This window comes from Agrobacterium sp. 22-210-1 (genome assembly GCF_053522525.1).
The window spans coordinates 788,492-804,325 of record NZ_JBNWCI010000001.1; the positions used below are offsets into that span (position 1 = coordinate 788,492).

Annotated in this window: 16 protein-coding genes; 10 read left to right on the forward strand and 6 right to left on the reverse strand. The window is 54.3% G+C overall.

The window, feature by feature from the left end; translation table 11 throughout:
- The first annotated feature begins 67 nt into the window (after positions 1-67).
- Positions 68-685 (forward strand): hypothetical protein, encoded by a 618-nt coding sequence (locus ACQZ5F_RS03940; RefSeq protein ID WP_448731161.1) that lies wholly within the window; start codon positions 68-70, stop codon positions 683-685.
- 44 nt (positions 686-729) lie between these two features.
- Positions 730-2,703, forward strand: coding sequence for an AAA family ATPase (locus tag ACQZ5F_RS03945; RefSeq protein ID WP_448731162.1), 1,974 nt, complete (start codon positions 730-732; stop codon positions 2,701-2,703).
- Here ACQZ5F_RS03945 and ACQZ5F_RS03950 read toward each other — a convergent pair.
- Positions 2,659-3,234 carry a type II toxin-antitoxin system VapC family toxin gene (locus ACQZ5F_RS03950; RefSeq protein ID WP_137002519.1) on the reverse strand — a complete coding sequence of 192 codons (576 nt, stop codon included), beginning with the start codon at positions 3,232-3,234 and terminating at the stop codon, positions 2,659-2,661. The genes ACQZ5F_RS03945 and ACQZ5F_RS03950 overlap by 45 nt on opposite strands.
- 108 nt (positions 3,235-3,342) lie before the next feature.
- On the opposite strand from ACQZ5F_RS03950, the gene ACQZ5F_RS03955 reads away from it, so the two are divergent.
- Together ACQZ5F_RS03955 and ACQZ5F_RS03960 are read left to right on the forward strand one after the other, a co-directional pair.
- Positions 3,343-3,546 carry a hypothetical protein gene (locus ACQZ5F_RS03955; protein ID WP_137084548.1) on the forward strand — a complete coding sequence of 68 codons (204 nt, stop codon included), beginning with the start codon at positions 3,343-3,345 and terminating at the stop codon, positions 3,544-3,546.
- Between the two features lie 128 nt (positions 3,547-3,674).
- Positions 3,675-4,583 carry a three-Cys-motif partner protein TcmP gene (locus ACQZ5F_RS03960; RefSeq protein ID WP_137084546.1) on the forward strand — a complete coding sequence of 303 codons (909 nt, stop codon included), beginning with the start codon at positions 3,675-3,677 and terminating at the stop codon, positions 4,581-4,583.
- Here ACQZ5F_RS03960 and ACQZ5F_RS03965 read toward each other — a convergent pair.
- On the reverse strand, positions 4,544-5,293 hold the full coding sequence (locus tag ACQZ5F_RS03965; RefSeq protein ID WP_137084544.1) for a DUF5131 family protein: 750 nt from the start codon (positions 5,291-5,293) through the stop codon (positions 4,544-4,546). The genes ACQZ5F_RS03960 and ACQZ5F_RS03965 overlap by 40 nt on opposite strands.
- Positions 5,294-5,458: 165 nt before the next feature.
- Between ACQZ5F_RS03965 and ACQZ5F_RS03970 the strand changes: the two genes are divergently transcribed.
- Both ACQZ5F_RS03970 and ACQZ5F_RS03975 read left to right on the forward strand, forming a co-directional pair.
- Positions 5,459-6,619: a hypothetical protein gene (locus tag ACQZ5F_RS03970; protein WP_225339732.1), complete on the forward strand. Its 1,161-nt coding sequence runs from the start codon at positions 5,459-5,461 to the stop codon at positions 6,617-6,619.
- A 416-nt stretch (positions 6,620-7,035) separates the two neighbouring features.
- Positions 7,036-8,235: a tyrosine-type recombinase/integrase gene (locus ACQZ5F_RS03975; RefSeq protein WP_448731163.1), complete on the forward strand. Its 1,200-nt coding sequence runs from the start codon at positions 7,036-7,038 to the stop codon at positions 8,233-8,235.
- On the opposite strand, the gene ACQZ5F_RS03980 is transcribed toward ACQZ5F_RS03975, so the two are convergent.
- From ACQZ5F_RS03980 to ACQZ5F_RS03995, 4 genes are read right to left on the reverse strand one after another with little or no spacing between them, the layout of a single operon-like run.
- Entirely contained in the window at positions 8,188-8,562 is a 375-nt protein-coding gene (locus ACQZ5F_RS03980; protein WP_448731164.1) for a hypothetical protein, read from the reverse strand. The two genes, ACQZ5F_RS03975 and ACQZ5F_RS03980, sit on opposite strands and share 48 nt — an antisense overlap.
- On the reverse strand, positions 8,559-9,437 hold the full coding sequence (locus tag ACQZ5F_RS03985; protein WP_448731165.1) for an NUMOD3 domain-containing DNA-binding protein: 879 nt from the start codon (positions 9,435-9,437) through the stop codon (positions 8,559-8,561). Before ACQZ5F_RS03985 ends, ACQZ5F_RS03980 begins: the two co-directional genes overlap by 4 nt.
- Complete coding sequence (locus ACQZ5F_RS03990) at positions 9,434-11,476, reverse strand: hypothetical protein (RefSeq protein WP_448731166.1); 2,043 nt, start codon at positions 11,474-11,476, stop codon at positions 9,434-9,436. The genes ACQZ5F_RS03985 and ACQZ5F_RS03990 overlap by 4 nt, the downstream gene beginning before the upstream one ends.
- A gap of 15 nt (positions 11,477-11,491) precedes the next feature.
- Entirely contained in the window at positions 11,492-11,617 is a 126-nt protein-coding gene (locus ACQZ5F_RS03995; protein WP_448731167.1) for a hypothetical protein, read from the reverse strand.
- Between the two features lie 63 nt (positions 11,618-11,680).
- Here ACQZ5F_RS03995 and ACQZ5F_RS04000 point away from each other — a divergent pair, with 63 nt between their 5' ends.
- Genes ACQZ5F_RS04000 through ACQZ5F_RS04015 form a run of 4 tightly spaced genes read left to right on the forward strand, consistent with a single transcriptional unit; the run spans position 11,681 to position 15,581 of the window.
- Positions 11,681-11,890 (forward strand): helix-turn-helix transcriptional regulator, encoded by a 210-nt coding sequence (locus ACQZ5F_RS04000; RefSeq protein WP_448731168.1) that lies wholly within the window; start codon positions 11,681-11,683, stop codon positions 11,888-11,890.
- Positions 11,891-11,893: 3 nt separating this feature from the next.
- Positions 11,894-12,592 carry a hypothetical protein gene (locus ACQZ5F_RS04005; RefSeq protein WP_448731169.1) on the forward strand — a complete coding sequence of 233 codons (699 nt, stop codon included), beginning with the start codon at positions 11,894-11,896 and terminating at the stop codon, positions 12,590-12,592.
- Positions 12,589-13,401 (forward strand): hypothetical protein, encoded by an 813-nt coding sequence (locus ACQZ5F_RS04010; protein WP_448731170.1) that lies wholly within the window; start codon positions 12,589-12,591, stop codon positions 13,399-13,401. The genes ACQZ5F_RS04005 and ACQZ5F_RS04010 overlap by 4 nt, the downstream gene beginning before the upstream one ends.
- A complete protein-coding gene (locus tag ACQZ5F_RS04015; protein WP_448731171.1) occupies positions 13,398-15,581 on the forward strand; it encodes a terminase gpA endonuclease subunit in 2,184 nt (727 codons plus the stop codon). The genes ACQZ5F_RS04010 and ACQZ5F_RS04015 overlap by 4 nt, the downstream gene beginning before the upstream one ends.
- The last annotated feature ends 253 nt before the right edge of the window (positions 15,582-15,834 follow it).

Genomic DNA, 15,834 nt, shown 5'->3' on the forward strand with positions numbered 1-15,834 from the left:
AGGTTGATCTCCGCCCGCCGTGACATTCGCGGCGACGAGCAACTGTGTTTTGTTGAGGTTTTAGAAAATGGGTATCGCACAGCGCGCGAAGTCGCTCCGCGCAAGCCGTCATTCCGCTTCCATCCGTACGCTCTATCCAATGGCCACCGTTAAATGCGATGGCCCCCCAGTCTTCCGATCACAGGCGGCGCGTGATGCTGCCTGCCTGTTTGACGTCAACCCATCAATCACGTCATGGCACTGCATGCCACTCTCGCTCGATTACGGTGGTGGCGTCCACGTCCCTGATTTTGGTATTCTCGACGATGATGGCGGGCGCTTGTTAGTCGATGCGTCCGACAGGGTGATGCTGGTCGACGTAGGCAGGATTGAGGCCGCAGCCCAAAACTATGGCGTCAGATATCGACGTCTGATCACCGATGAAGTCTACGATGGCCCGCGTCTTCAGAATGCCAAAGACCTGCTTCGGTATGGCGGTACGGTTCTAGCGCTCGGTGACCGTTTGCGGTTACTCGCCGTCTTGGAAGAGCACGGCAATCTGACGATCGCCGAATGCCTGACAGTTTTTACCGAAACCAAGCCGGTTGCCGGACTGTCCCAGATGATCTTGCGCGGTTTCGTCGAAGTCGATCTCGATACGGAATTACTCGGACCCGAGACAATGGTGCGGCGGATACGGACCTGACCGCCCGTAATCGTCATCATCATTCCCAGTGTTCCGAGGCATACATGCAGTCTTATAGCGATAACCTGATCGCCAATCGCGATCCGTTCCATAGCTCGAAGTACGAGCTTACCCTGCCGACCCATCTAGCGATCATCGCAATGTCGAGATCGATCCGCCAGTTGCTGAAAAAGCGATCGTCGTTCGTGGCAGCTTTCGTCATGCCGCCTAAGGCTGATGTTCATGCCCACAAGATGGCAGCGAAATATTTGCTGGAAGGGACTGTTCCGGTCGGTGGCGAGCATGGCAACAACTACGTTCTCGTCATCGGCGAAGAGACTGAACTTGCCGACGATTTCCAGGCGTTCAGAAAACTTCGAGAACTCAAGCGGGCGATTATTCTTCTCCAGGACGAGGAGCTTCTGTCTGACGAAGTCCGCATCGTCGCTGATATCGTGGTCTCTTTGGCCCTACCGGCTCCGAACGATTATCGGATTGCGGCGCAGCGGATGAGGCTCGGGACTATCACGAATGCCGATGCCGATTTTTTGGCGAAACAATCTCCCAAACGGGTCGAACTCGGTTGGCGGCGCGGACGATCCGTGGCTGCGAGCATCGGGCGTCTCCGTCGGTATCCTCACATCGAGAAAGGAAAGCGCACTTCTGACTCCTTGTCGATGGGGCCAACCTTGCACGATTTGTCTGGATACGGTGAGGCTAAAGCCTGGGGCCTCGAACTTGCCGAAGACCTGGCCGCATGGAAAGCATTTGACCTTGGGTGGGACGCCGTCGATCGCGGCGTCCTGCTGTCAGGCCCTCCAGGATCGGGGAAGACATCCTACGCGGCAGCTCTGGCAAGAACCTGTAACGTTCCCCTGATCCTCGGGTCGGCAGCTAGATGGCAGGCGACGGGTCACCTCGGCGATATGCTGAAGGCAATGCGCAAAGCGTTTGCCGAGGCTGCGCGGCAGGCACCCTCGATCCTTCTGATTGATGAATTCGATAGTTTCACCAGCCGCGACGACAGAACAGGCAATAGCAACGACAACTACCATCGACAGGTGATCAACGCCCTTCTGGAACTTTTGGACGGCGCACAGTCACACGAAGGCGTTATCGTGATCGGTGCGACGAACAACCCGGAGATTATCGATCCGGCGCTTCTTCGGGCAGGCCGCCTGGAACGCCATTTCGCCATTCCTCTTCCGGATGAAGCGGCACGCCATGACATTTACCGTTTCTATCTCCGGGGAGACCTTGCAGACGAAGCGTTGGACGACGTGGTATCGGCAAGCGACGGCTGGTCTGGTGCCGATATCGAACGGTGTGTCCGTGACGCCCGTCGCTACGCGCGACGCGCGAAACGACAGATGGTTCTTACTGATCTCATCGCAGCCTTGCCGTCCGTTGTGCCGATCCCCATGGCGGTACAGCGCTGCGTCGCTGCCCACGAACTCGGACATGCTATTCTCGGTGTTCTGCTCGAGGCCGATCCGTTGGTGTCGGTCTCGATCGAGAAAGCCATTCAGACTGATAGCCGATCACGATCCCTGGGTTACACGGCGTTCGAGGAGCGGCTGTTCAGTCGAAAAACTTCGACGTATTTTCGAAACAAGATCGCCACGCTTCTGGGTGGTATCGCAGCCGAAGAAGTGTTGTTCGGTGAATTCGGTAGTGGTGCTGGTGGCGATCCATCGGCGGACCTCAACCGCGCAACTGATCTGGCGACGATGATGGAAACGAGGTGGGGTCTTGGGAAAACGCTGTCTGTCGAACCTGGCGACAGTCCACGTGAATTGTCGGCATTCCGTCACCGCCGGAAGGCTCTCAGCAAATCAGTCGAGGCGACATTGCAGGCGGAGTTTGGGCGGGCGAAATCCCTACTCGAAGAACATAGGGATGCCCTTCTCGATCTTCATGCCGGTCTTTTGCGGGAGGGCAGTTTGGCCGCCGCGGTGGTCAGAGCCGCCGTAGAAAGGAGCGAGAGCTTCGGTCTACCTCATAAAGCCAAAACCGCTGGATACGAACTCGGGCAATGAAGGCGGCGTCATTCCATAATCGTCGTCGGGTATCACAGCGTGGCATGGAACGTACCATTGAACGTCAACGGGGTGAAAAACACCCGGTAACGGGAAGTACCTGTCGATCAGGATGAAATCTTTCACGTTGAACGACGCGATCGGCATCTGATGGGTGATAGACAGAGCCGCGAAGAGTAGATCGTGTCCGATCTTATCCTTCTTCTGCTCTGGACTTGGCACATATAGATGTCGGAGGGGGCCGACGGTGGTCATTTCTGCATAGAGATTGGCGGCTTTGGCTGTGAGTTCGGCGAACTGGAAGTCCACGGAGAGGATGTCATCAATCCAGTTGTGGAGTCGTTGCGCTTTTTGTGGATCGTGTTTCAAGGCCAGATGGGCACCCCGCCTCAACTCTGCTATAGCGGGAAACGAGATGGCGAGTGAATCTGCTCCCATGGCTTTCATCCAGGCACGCAACCCTGGCGGAGGTCGTTGCAAACCGGCATTGCTCAGGATGTTCGTATCCAGCAAAAAAATGGGGCCTGCCATTTCGAAACCCTCGGACGTAAACGGAATCACCAAAGGTCGTAACCGGCATGTGCCGGTTTTCCGTAAACGTCGAAGTATAGAAGTCGTAATTCGAAAATTGGAGAGACGGTGACGATGTCACGAACCTGGACGATCGATGAAGCATCTGCCGACCTGCCGAGCCTTCTGGAAGCGGCACGCACGTCGTCGCAATACATCATTGTCCCCGATGGCAAGTTCGAGGTGTTGTTCAGGCAAACAGGGCGAAAATCCCTAGACGATATCTTGGAAAAGGAAGGGCCGTTGAAGTCACGGGATATCGACGGTCTATAGTACAGGATGACTATAGCGCCGTAATGGTGGGGTAGTCTCGTGAAGAGCTAGGTTCCGTCATCCTCTGAACATTGACTAAGCATGATCATTCGCGAAATCTATGTCGAATATCGCGAAGGTGATTCTTGATGTCGAGGGACGATTTGAGCGGAACTAAGCATTATTTTGGAAGTTCCGAGACAGAGCGGAAACTGGACTGTCTTCGGCGATATCTCGAAGCATATTCGATCGCTCTTCAAAACAAGAAATTTTATCGTCTCTATATCGATGCTTTTGCAGGTACTGGGAGCCGGACTGAAACACGAGCTGTTCTGCCGTTTATGGGTGATGGAGAGCAATCTGTTATCGAAGTCACGACCCCTGGAAGTGCCCGTATCGCCCTTGAGACAAAACCGGGATTCCACCATGTGGTCTTAATCGAGAAAGACCCCGTAAAAATAGATGCTCTCAATAGTGTACTCAGTGAGTACCCGGGAAACAGGGCGTGGGTTCGAGCGGGAGACGCTAACCAAATCGTTCAGAGAATTTGTGGACGATTTCAAGACGAGAAGAGGCTCCGAGGTGTAATCTTTCTCGACCCTTACGGCATGGAGGTCGCTTGGGAAACAGTCGAAGCAGTTGCGAACACGGAAGCGTTGGACTGCTGGTACTTTTTTCCGCTGTCGGGTTTGTACCGAAATGCCCCTAAGGATGCCGACCGATTTGATGATGGAAAAATCACAGCTCTGAACCGCGTTTTTGGTACGGACGCCTGGAGAAAGGACTGGTATGAGGTCGGCCCTCAAACAGATATGTTTGGCAGACTCGATGAACGACGAATTGCGACCGTGGATCGCATCGAGGAGTGGGTGAGGCTTCGGCTGAAAAGCGTATTCAAGGGCGACGTTTTGAGGCCTATGCGTTTACACCATCCAAATGGTGCACCAATGGCATCTCTTTTCTTCGCAATCTCCAACCCAAATAGGGCAGCGGTGAAATTGGCAACTGATATTGCAGCTCATATTCTAAAGCTGGGCATTTCATCCCAGGTTCGTTGACGGTAAATGCGACCTGCCGCCTTTTTATTTTTCCCGCCCCATTGTTTGAAGAAGAACGCGGTACTTGCCGCCCCGCACATGGAAAAAATTTCATCTATCCATTTCGGGTCCATAGGCCGCGCTTGGGGGCCGGATTCTCCACCGACAATAGCCCAGTGAATCCCCTGCAGGTCACCGCCGGATACTGATCCGATCAAGGGTTCAAAGGACACAAACTTAATACGGGCAGGCACTCGGCGGAGATCATCAATGCGGTGTAAAACTCGATTGTCTTCTACACTCGCACCAAGCCAGACGTTGGGGAGAACATCAAAATCCTCATTCAAAACGGCAGCCATTCGGTCTGGGCGCTTCGTCAATATTTGGAAAGTGTGCCGCTTGGAACGCGCCATCGCATCCCAGACCTTACGAATGAAGGCGACTGGGACGTCCGGATGAAATAGATCAGACATTGAATTTACAAAAACATTGCGTGGGCGCGCCCAAGTCTCGGGTATCAAAAGAGCTGACTCATCCAGATACAAATCGCCTGTCCATTTCGCGCGACCGCCACTTTTGCGCGTTAGACCTTTGTACTTCTCCAGACCCATTGCCTCGAGACGAGCCGCCATTCGCATTGCGTAGCAGTTCGTACAGCCAGCACTCATGATCGAGCATCCAGCCACGGGATTCCAAGTTGCGTCAGTCCACTCGATTGATGTGTCGGCCATGCGCTCCATCCGATTTTGCGAAACTGTTTAAACCAAAGTGGTTGAAAGACGGTTTAGCAACTGGGGCGGTTATGCGTCTGCAAAATGATATTGTGACGTCGCGTCTTTGACGCACGATATAACTCGCGCCTATAGGTGATACTTGGTTCAATAATATGGCACATCATGACGCTCGAAGAATTTACCGCGCAATTGAACGGCTCCACTTTCTGGAAAGAGTTTACGTTCTCGCAGAACCAGTTCTCACCAAAGCCTGGTCAGGAACTGGAACTGGCCGATAGCTTCGTATGGCTTGGGGACACGGCTTTCATCATCCAAATGAAAGAGCGGGCCGAACCGAAGGATGATGCCGACGTTGAGAAGCGGTGGTTCAAAGACGCAGTCCTCAAAACCGCCGTTAAGCAGATCAAGGACTCGCTCCGTTTTCTCAGGGAACATAAGTCGATATCCATCACGAATGAACGCGGGCAAAGTTACGACGTTACGGCGGAGAACGTCCGGCATATCGAGAAGATCATCCTCTATGCGGGATCGCCCGCACTACCGGCTGATTGCCGCAGCTTGCGTTTCCATATTAGTCAGACAGCTGGCTTCATCCACGTTTTCGAGCGAGAGGACTACCGCGGTATCGTCCAAACCCTAGCCGTCCCCGAGGAAGTTCGTCGGTATCTCCAGTATCGAGAAATGAGCTTGATCGAGCTTTCGAAGACGAGGACGGAGGTCATCGAGGCCGACATCGTCGCAGGCTACCTCTCGGACGAAGCGATTCCGTCTCCGCTATCCCATAAGGCGCTGGCACGTCTCGTTGACGATTCCCATCACGCTGATATCTCTCCTGTGATGAATCGCCTCGCAGACCATATCCAAAACCCGGATGGCAGCTCCGATTATGCACGCATAATGCTTGAGTTCGCCAAGCTGCCGAGGTCTGGCTGGAGGGCGGCGAAGCAGAGATTAGACCTCGCCATCTCGCAAGCTCAGAACGGAGAGTTCGAGCGCCCCTACAGGTTTCATTTCCAACCAACCGATTGCAGTTTCATGTTTTCGCCGATGGTCCCTGGAATGCCAACGACGGGTCTCGATGGAGAAAAAGCGAGGAGAACCGGACTACAGAACCTCACCGCCGTCGCAAAGTATCTCGGCAAAACAGCGAAAGGTGTTGGGGTCATCGTGTCTAAAGATGGTGAATACCTCCATCTCGACTGGTGCCTAATTGATCAGCCGTGGGAATACGACCCCGACCTTGAGGCTCACATTGCGCGGAGCAATCTGTTTGGTGCCGTCAGGGAACAGAAGGTCGACGGGTACTACTTCGCCAACAAATAGCGCTAACAGTCATTTCTAGCCGTAGGCGGAGGAACAACCAACGGGTTGTCGGCTTCGGGGGCTGGTTGTGCTTCCTTTATAAAGCCTAACCGCCTGGAGACGCTGAAGAATAAATCACGCCTATCGCCATGAGAAAACTGTTCTTCGGAAATGCAGTGTGACCGCGAGACCGTGTGTTGTGAGCGGAAAGTCGAACATGCCCAATTCAAATGCCGCGAGTTGACCCAATCAGTCAGCGCAGGGACAAACCAAACCCGCGTAATCAGTCGGAAAATATGGATAGGGAAATATCTGTTTATTGGTTTTGGCGACCCCTGCAGGACACACGACGTGTGTAGTATCAATAATTTAGCTGGTAATTACCACGAATTGATACCACAATTGTCCGAGACGTATGGACACACACGGAGACGCTAATGCCTTTGTCCGACCTGAAATGCCGAAACGCAAAGCCTGCTGAAAAGGATTATAAGCTAACGGATGGCGGGCGTCTTTATCTTCTTGTTCGGCCGAACGGATCGAAACTTTGGCGGATGAACTATGAGTACGCAGGAAAGCAGAAGACACTGTCCATCGGAGCTTATCCATTGGTGTCGCTGGCCGACGCACGGCAGTCGAGAGAGATAGCAAAGGAGCATTTGGCTTACGGGCGTGATCCCGCTCTGACCAGTGCAGATCATCCCGAGCGAAGGTTCAAGGTGGTCTCAAGGAATTGGTGGGATGCGCGGAAGGCGAGGTGGAATCACATCTATGCCGAGCGGATTTGGGATCGTTTGGAAGACCGGGTTTTCCCGCGGCTCGGCGAGTTGGACATAACCAAGATTGCGGTGCGCGATATTTTGGAACTTATTCAGGACATTGAGGCGGAGGGAAAACACGACCTCGCTCGCCGCGTCCGACAATATGTGAGCGGGGTGTTTCGGTACGCTATCGCTTCAGGGATCACCTCCACAGATCCGTCGGCCACTGTGAGTGACGCGATGAAGGCGAAACCGAAGACCGTGCACCGAGCAGCTATTCGTGAAGACGAACTGCCCGAGTTCTTCCAGCGCCTCCGAAATTACGGGGGCGAAGAACAGACTTCGCTCGCCCTCGAACTTCTCATTCATACGGCCGTCCGCTCCAAAGAACTCCGGCTTGCCACGTGGTCAGAGTTTGATGTTAGAAAGCGAATTTGGCGGATACCGGAAGAGCGGATGAAAATGAAGAGGGAGCACCTGGTTCCGTTGACCGACCGAGCCATCGAGATCCTGCGCGAGTTGAAAGAGATTGCTGGCGACAGCGACTTGATCGTTCCGAGCCCTGACAAGGTTGCTCAGCCACTATCGAACAACACTTTGCTCTATTGCCTGTATCGAATTGGCTATCACAGCCGGGCTACGGTCCACGGGTTCCGCAGCACATTCTCTACAATTGCAAACGAGTCGGGTCTTTGGCGAAAGGACGCGATCGAGATGCAGTTGGCGCATTCTGAAGAAGACGAGAGTCGGGATGCCTATAATGCGGCACTTTATCTCGCCGAGCGGACTGAAATGATGAACTGGTACAGTGAGAAGCTGGTTGCGCTGTCAAAGAAGGTCGTGAAGCGAGACAACCTTCTCGAAGGGCTTCTCTGAAGTCATGTGGCTCTTCAGGATGCTCTTCACTTCGTCAGCGGTATAACAGACGTGGATGGTGACGCCGACCTCCGCGAACCGCTTTCTCTCACCACTTTGTCCTGCTGAAAGCCCTCCATCCTTCCGCTTTCGGGCGGCGGGTTTCTTCATCTCGATCAGCAGCAGGGTGCCGTGTCCTGCAAAGAGGCGATCAGGGCAGCCTACGCGGCCGATGTAGGCAAGCTTTCTAACAACCCATCCATTATTTTCGGCAAAAGCGACAGCATCCATCTCCTCGTTTGCCTCTAGCTTTCGTTCGGTGAAATCAAAATCGACTGGTGCTTTCATGGTGCGATGATCCAGGTTGCAAGGACGTTAGCGGCGCGGCGAGACGCGTGCTGTATTCTCGCCAACTGTGCCAGTTTCTCCTTCGTTTCAGGCGAGTGCCTTCTACCTGTAGAAGCCGTGGCAATTTTACACCTAGTTTCTGACGACAGTGTTTTACCTTTGTGTAGGTGTGAGAGACGTTCTTTTGTTTCAGCGGTGTGCCTGTGTCCGAGAGCATGTTGATTCCCTTTGCTCGTCTCGGATAGCCGCGCTCTAACGTCAGAGGACACCGAGCGTCCCATTAGCGCAGCGGATATCTTGGATCGTGTTTCTGCACTGCGAACGCGACCACGTCCTGCTGCTCCAATCTTGGCCTTATGTTCAGGTGACAGTTGCCGTCCTTCCTGCGCGGCACTGATATTTTGACGATGGGAGGCTGAAAATTTCACGCCTGTCTTTCCTGCCGAAATTCGTTGCCGAATCTCCTGTGATCGTTTCAGTCCTTTTTGCGAGGCTGCGATTCTTGCCCGTGTTTCGACACTGATAGGCGGCCTCAAAAGCCATGCGACGGCCATACGAATGCGGGTCTCTGCCGATACGGTGATGCAGGTGGAACTATCTCGCTTGAGGTTATAGCCAAAGTCGCGATCCAGCGTTTTGAACTTATCCATCCAGAACACTTCTCTGTCGGCTATGAGTTTTTCGTCGGTCGTTTCGAAAGTTTCGATGATATCAAAGGTGAAAACGTCAAGGCCATATTTTTCGAAGGCGTTGCGAAGATGGCGGCTCTGCGTATTCTTCTTATGTCGGAGCCAACGCTTTTCGATATTCTTGGACTTACCGACATACCGCTTTCCATCAACAGTATTGGTGATGCAGTAGATACCGATCGTCATGCTGCAACCATCCATGTGCGCAAGACTGTTTCGCGATTGGCTTTGGTGAGGCGGATACGCTTCAACTTCGGTGGCTTTGGGCCATAGAAACCGAGATCGCTAAGGATGGTCTCGGTCTCCTCGATGTAGCGTCGATAATCGATGTCTTCCGGAAAATCGTCAGGCAGGCGCATGCACTCTGCGGCGCCGTCTGTTTTCGGGATTTTCTTGAAATTGCCCGTCGTCTCGTGAGGTACAGTGTCATAGATCGCATCCCCATCAGTCGACCAGTAATAGCGTATCGCCTTGCCGAGATACTGCCCGCGCCATGTGGCGCCGTTGGCCGCCTTGATCACGGTGACGAACTGGCGGATGTCACGGCAGGCCCTGATGGTCTCCTCGATCGGCGTACCGTGCTTGATGCGGGCCAAGGCGGCGTCGGAGCAAATCGTCATCTGCGGGTTTTTCATCAACTGACCGCGCACCGGATCGAAATCAGACTTGTCAGGGTTCCAAGGGTTGCCGAGCGGTCCCTTGCGCTTATGCTTGCCGTCCATCTTGATCGCAAAGTAGCTGTTGACGGACTGGTTGTAGATGGCCTTGTACTCGCCGAATTCGAGGTCGAAACCGGTGTCGGCTTCCCACTGGGCGCAAACCTGCTGTAGAACCGATGGCTTCAGACGGTCTTTCACCATCCCGTCGTACATCTCGCGTGGGCACTGGAAGAGCACGCCATCGGTATTTCCGCTGACTACATTGATGCCGGCTTCCAGAGCGCGTTCGACCAGCATCAGAATGGCGAGCTGGCAGGTCAATGTCACCGACAGGAGCAGATGTGGTGCATACAGAATGCTGTATCTGCTGCCGAGCTTTCCGTAGACACCGTTCAACTGGATTTTGCCGCCTTTGTCCTTGACCTTGCATTCTTCGAGTTCCCGGTTCAGGGCGGCAATGCGATCAGGATCATTGACCTTAGGTAGTTCTTCCTCGATTTCCTTCGCGCGTTTCTTTGCCGCCAGGCGCTCTCTGCGAATGGCATCGTAGGCTTCGAGGAATTCCGGCCCCAGTGACCTCGGATAGAGGCCGAGCATGAGGATCGCTGCGGGATACTGGGAAGCTACGTCGGCATCGATGAGAATGTGGGTGTCAGTCGAGAAGGTTGCCCGGTTAGACTCGGTGGTATGAATGCCTCCGATGCCGAACTGATAAGTCTCCGTTCCGAGCTTGATCTGAGCAGCTTCGGTCGCCATCCATTTCGGCGATGCTGTCTTGCCGTCGGATTTGACGACGAATTCAGTTTCGCGAACCCGCTCGAGCAATTCCTGTAGAGCTGGCGTCCTGAACGACACCCAGTCGGGAACCGGGTATTTGAAAGTGGTTCCGGGCTTTGTCTCAACCTTCTTGACCTTGCGGCCAGTGATCTCTTCAACGCGGGTTTTTACGATCGCTTCGCCGATCTGGCTGTCCGACTTGGACATGAAATTGCGATTGTAGACCGCTCCCAAAGCGCGTCGCAGTTCCATTGGTTCACGCAGGGCGTTCCAAAGATTGTGGGTGGCATCCAGGTCGGAGTGAAGGCAGTAATTGGCGACGATGTCCATCTGCTCATGGGTTAGACGCATGTCAGGCGGGAAGGGCAGGTCTTGTAATTGTTTGCCCATCATCCGGCCGTTGAGCGACTTCAAGCTCGCGAATGCGTTGGGCTGAGGCTCGGAGAGGTCGATGTGTAATTTCTTGACCTCGAAAGGGATGTCGATACCAAGGAACTCTTCGGCTTCCCACCACTGGATGTTACCTTCGATCAGGCGGTCGCTGGCGCGTTTGAGATGCGCGTTTGTGACGTGCTCCTGCAACGAGTACCAGATCATCGGAACGTCGTATGATAAGCTCCGGTAGCCAACCGTGGTGTGCTTCTTCAGTACCGATCGGACATATCTGCGGTCATAGCTCGGTGATCTTGAACTGAACTCTACGCCGACACGCTTGCCGTCTTCCTCGCGCTTGAAGCCGATATAGAAGAAGTCGTGGTAGCACTCGATGTCGGTAAAAATCACGCTCATGCAGCTTTGTCTCGCTTAATGATGATGCCCGATTTGCCCCTCGGAGCCGGGGTTCTGGTGGCGGGCTTTAGCCGCCGATTGCATGGCGACCTCCATCTCTCTGGTTTCGTCGAACAGCGTTCGGCCGATGAAATTACTCATAACGACTCTTGAATTTCACGTAAAGAGTGAATATCACTTTGTGAGAGACGAATGGAGACGCAAATGAACGACAGTCTTATGAGGGTGAGCGATGTGTCGAAGGTAACGACCTTATCTCGCGCCGAGATTTATCGCCGTGTGAAGGCCGGCACATTCCCCGCGCAGACGCGGATCTCACATCGGTTTTCGGCGTGGAATAGACGAGACGTGGAGCAGTGGATCGCAAAGACGACACGACGACCGAATGTCGATCTCTCAGACCTGCTGGTGTGAGCCATGGTCGATCTCAGCGATTTGATGGGTGGAGAACCGGCTGGCCGCCCGCGGGGCAGGCCTACCAAGGCCGAGGCTGAGGCCCGGCTCCAGAAGCAGATGCAGGAAGACCTCCCGCATTACACCGAGTTCCGCAAGCCCGTCGGCGTGATGTTCATCGCGAACGTCGTCGGCAAACAGCCGAAGCAAATTCAGAAGAGGCTCGAAAAGTGCCCAGTGGCGAAATGGGCTACCCACGGCGGCAAACAGGTGCCGTTCTACGATTTCATGACTGCCATGTCCTATCTCGTGCCGCCGCGCGGGAGCATCGAGGACTGGTTCGCCCAACAGAACGCGGCCAGCTTGCCGCCTTACGTCAACAAGATGTGGTGGGACTCTGCTCATCAGCGGAACCGAGTGATGCTTGCTTCGGGTGACCTCTGGCACACGGAAGACGTAATGCTCGTTCTCGGTCGCGTCGCCATGATGATCCGCCAGGACGTGAAGATGTGGATCGAAGACCTGCCCGAGAAGGAGTTGCTCAGCAACAAGCAGTACGGCGCGCTGGTCGATGCAGTAAATCGACTTGTCGACGAAATTCGTAAAACTCTCGTAGAGATGCCTCGCGAAACCCTGTCCATGACCGCACACATCAAGAGCGAACTGGATAGCAGCGGTCGGATGATTGACGATGCTGACAGGCCTGCGGGAGATGAAGAGTGAATTCACCTCTTCCCGGCGATACAATCGTAGTCTGGTTCTCGAACGGCGCCGCCAGCGCGGTTGCGGCGTGGGAGACCATCCGTCGCTACAGCGCGATTTGCGACGTTCGGATCGTGAACAATCCGATTATTGAGGAAGACGAAGATAATCTTCGGTTTCAGACTGACGTTTCAAGATGGCTGGGCCAGCCTATCATCCTTCACGGAAACCCTGAGTATCCGTCGAATTCAGCGGTCGACATATGGGAGAAACGGAAAGCAATGGTGTTCCCAAAAGGTGCACCTTGTACCGTTCACGGGAAAAAAGAAGCCCGGCAGGACTACGAACAAAACAATAGAGTTGATTGGCATGTCTTCGGCTTCACCGCTGACGAAAGGGAACGCCATGAGCGCTTTATAATGACAGAGCGCGAGAACGTTTTACCTGTCCTGATTGACGCGAATTACACAAAAGACGATTGCGCTTCGCTGCTGCATTTCTTCCGAATAGCGCTGCCTCGCATATACAGCCTTGGCTTTCCTAATGCCAATTGCATTGGCTGCGTGAAGGCTACCAGCCCTACGTATTGGAACCTCGTCCGTCGCGTCTTCCCTGAAATTTTCACCGCTCGCGCTGAGCAATCTCGACGCCTTGGCGTCCGGCTAGTTCGTTACAAAGGTGAACGAATTTTCCTCGACGAACTGCCTGCCGACGCTGTCGGCCGCCCCCTTAAAACGATGCGCATTGAATGCGGGATCGTCTGCGAGGAAGACCCAACAGGCGAGCGCGAGGAATACTTCAATCTCACAGAATGGTTGTTGGCCGCATGAACTCTCCGCTTCGACAAATCCGCCCGCCAACAATCGACGAGTTGATAAGCTCCGTTCGCTTCAAAACGCTCGAGGACATTGTTGCGTCTGCGTTTGACGAGATGAAACCGGCGAACCGCATGACGGTTACGGACGCAGCGAAGGAATATTCGAGAATTGGCACCGGGGGCGGGCATAGCCAGCCGTGGTCAGAAGACCGTACTCCCTACCTGAGGGAACCGCAGGACGAAACTACCTCGCTTGATTTTACGGGCATGGTTTTCCTTGGGCCAGCGCGAACCGGTAAGACGGTGATGGTCCTGAACATGATCAGTCACACGGTGAAGACTGATCCCACCGATATGCTGCTGGTCCACATGGACCGCGAGAATGCCAGAAAATGGTCGAACGGCGATTTAAGTCGCTACCTAAAGGCTTCTACGCAAATTCGCGCCGAGCAGCTTACGGCTCGTCAGTATGACAACACGTTCGACAAAACATTCAAAAGCGGGATGCGGGTGCTGGTTACCTATCCCACGCCAGCCAACCTTTCCGGCATCACAGTGAGGATCGGAGCGTCGATCGACTACGACCGCTCCGAGGACGATATCGGTGGCGAGGGTAATCTTTATGACCTTCTCTCCATGCGAACCACGACTTTTAAGCGTTTCGGTATGACCGTTGCTGAGTCGTCTCCGAACCCGAACAAGGAAATCCAAGATCCGCGCTGGATGCCCAAGACGCCTCACGAAGCGCCGCCAATCCGAGGCATCTTTGCGCTGTATAATCGCGGTGACCGCCGCAGATGGCAGTGGTGTTGCCCCCAGTGCGACGAGTGGTTTGAGCCGGATTTTAAACTGCTCGACTGGGGTGGCCACACTGACCCCATGGAAGCGCGTGACGCCACGGTTATGATTTGTCCGTCGCACGGCTGCATCATTAAACCGCATCAGAAACACGAACTAAATCGCAATGGGCGCTGGATCCGTGAAGGGGAGATGATCGAACCCGGTCTCGCCGGCAAAACAGTTATTCGTCCCGGTATGCGGGTCACGCGGTCGACGATTGCCTCCTTCTGGCTGAAGGGCCCGGCCGCCGGTTATCGCGAGTGGGGCGACCTCGTGATGCTCGAACTGAACGCTCTCAAGGAGCTTGAGGAAACAGGCGACGACAGCGCGTTGCGAAAGACGAGGACTACGGACCAAGGGACCTTTTACATCCCTCAGGCGCGCTTATCCGATTTCGCGCCCGAACTCTTGAAAGCCAAAGGTGAAGACTGGGGCTCGACACCAGAGGAGCCGCTTGTTCCGGAAGGGGTGCGATATCTTGTTGCCACCGTCGATATCCAGAAGAACGCGTTTGTCGTTCAGGTTTTGGGATATACGGCCAACGGTGATCGTGTCGTCGTCGACATGTTCAAAGTTCGCCTGTCGAACCGCCGCAACGCGAATGGTGATCGTCTGCCCATTGATCCCGCAGCCTTCGGCGAGGACTGGGACGTACTGATTCCAGAAGTGATGAATAAGACCTATGAACTGGGCGACGGAAGCGGCCGGCGCATGGCGATCCGCGCAACTGCTTCCGACTCCGGTGGCGCGGAGGGCGTTACCGCCCACGCTTATAATTTCTGGCGCCGGTTGAAGGCAAAACAGGACGGTTCGCACCGCCGCTTCATTCTGGTGAAGGGTGAGGCGTCCAAATCGAAACCGTTGGCGCGGACTGAGTGGCCAGATTCGTCTCAGAAGGGTCCGCTGGCCATCGCACGGGGTGACGTGCCCGTGGTGATGCTCAATTCGAACAAGCTCAAGGATGCAGTCTCGCTGCTTATGTCACGCCGAATTGCGGAGGAGGGTGTCGAGGGCGGCATGCTGCGATTCCCTGACTGGGCCGAGGACTGGTATTTTGTGCAGCTCACTTCGGAAACGCGAACAGCCAAGGGGTGGTTGAACACGCGGAAGAAGCGCAACGAAGCGTTCGACCTGACCTACTACGCCGAGGGTATTTCCCTTAGGCCGATCGAGAAAAACGTGCCGTATACGCACTTTGGTTTCGACCGCATTGACTGGGAAAACCCACCTTCTTGGGCGGAAGAATGGGATCGAAACGACCTGGTTTCAGGCGGCGAGGTCGATGACGATCCTCCACCGGCTAAACCTACAGGCCTCAACGCACTGGCGGAGCTTGCAAAAAAATTAGCATAAAAATCACGATAGCATTGACTTTCACTTTTTGAGTGCATAATTGTCACGTAACGACAACGCTTGAAAAGAAAGGAGGCCTTTGATGAACTTGCTCGTTAACGTGGTTGAAATTGCTTTGTTTATGCATTTTCGCCCGCTGCGGTTATTACGACGCCTGCGATAGGCGATGCACGGAAATGGTTTACAAAATTCCAACTTAATATTGTAATTAAGAATGAACGGCGGTATTACTCACCCTGCAAGAGCGCATTGC

Bases quoted from the DNA above. Each gene is read 5' to 3' on its own strand.
- ACQZ5F_RS03940 (WP_448731161.1), top strand. From the start codon at position 68: ATGGGTATCGCACAGCGCGCGAAGTCGCTCCGCGCAAGCCGTCATTCC.
- ACQZ5F_RS03945 (WP_448731162.1), top strand. From the start codon at position 730: ATGCAGTCTTATAGCGATAACCTGATCGCCAATCGCGATCCGTTCCAT.
- ACQZ5F_RS03950 (WP_137002519.1), bottom strand. From the start codon at position 3,234: ATGGCAGGCCCCATTTTTTTGCTGGATACGAACATCCTGAGCAATGCC.
- ACQZ5F_RS03960 (WP_137084546.1), top strand. From the start codon at position 3,675: ATGTCGAGGGACGATTTGAGCGGAACTAAGCATTATTTTGGAAGTTCC.
- ACQZ5F_RS03965 (WP_137084544.1), bottom strand. From the start codon at position 5,293: ATGGCCGACACATCAATCGAGTGGACTGACGCAACTTGGAATCCCGTG.
- ACQZ5F_RS03970 (WP_225339732.1), top strand. From the start codon at position 5,459: ATGACGCTCGAAGAATTTACCGCGCAATTGAACGGCTCCACTTTCTGG.
- ACQZ5F_RS03975 (WP_448731163.1), top strand. From the start codon at position 7,036: ATGCCTTTGTCCGACCTGAAATGCCGAAACGCAAAGCCTGCTGAAAAG.
- ACQZ5F_RS03980 (WP_448731164.1), bottom strand. From the start codon at position 8,562: ATGAAAGCACCAGTCGATTTTGATTTCACCGAACGAAAGCTAGAGGCA.
- ACQZ5F_RS03985 (WP_448731165.1), bottom strand. From the start codon at position 9,437: ATGACGATCGGTATCTACTGCATCACCAATACTGTTGATGGAAAGCGG.
- ACQZ5F_RS03990 (WP_448731166.1), bottom strand. From the start codon at position 11,476: ATGAGCGTGATTTTTACCGACATCGAGTGCTACCACGACTTCTTCTAT.
- ACQZ5F_RS03995 (WP_448731167.1), bottom strand. From the start codon at position 11,617: ATGAGTAATTTCATCGGCCGAACGCTGTTCGACGAAACCAGAGAGATG.
- ACQZ5F_RS04000 (WP_448731168.1), top strand. From the start codon at position 11,681: ATGAACGACAGTCTTATGAGGGTGAGCGATGTGTCGAAGGTAACGACC.
- ACQZ5F_RS04005 (WP_448731169.1), top strand. From the start codon at position 11,894: ATGGTCGATCTCAGCGATTTGATGGGTGGAGAACCGGCTGGCCGCCCG.
- ACQZ5F_RS04015 (WP_448731171.1), top strand. From the start codon at position 13,398: ATGAACTCTCCGCTTCGACAAATCCGCCCGCCAACAATCGACGAGTTG.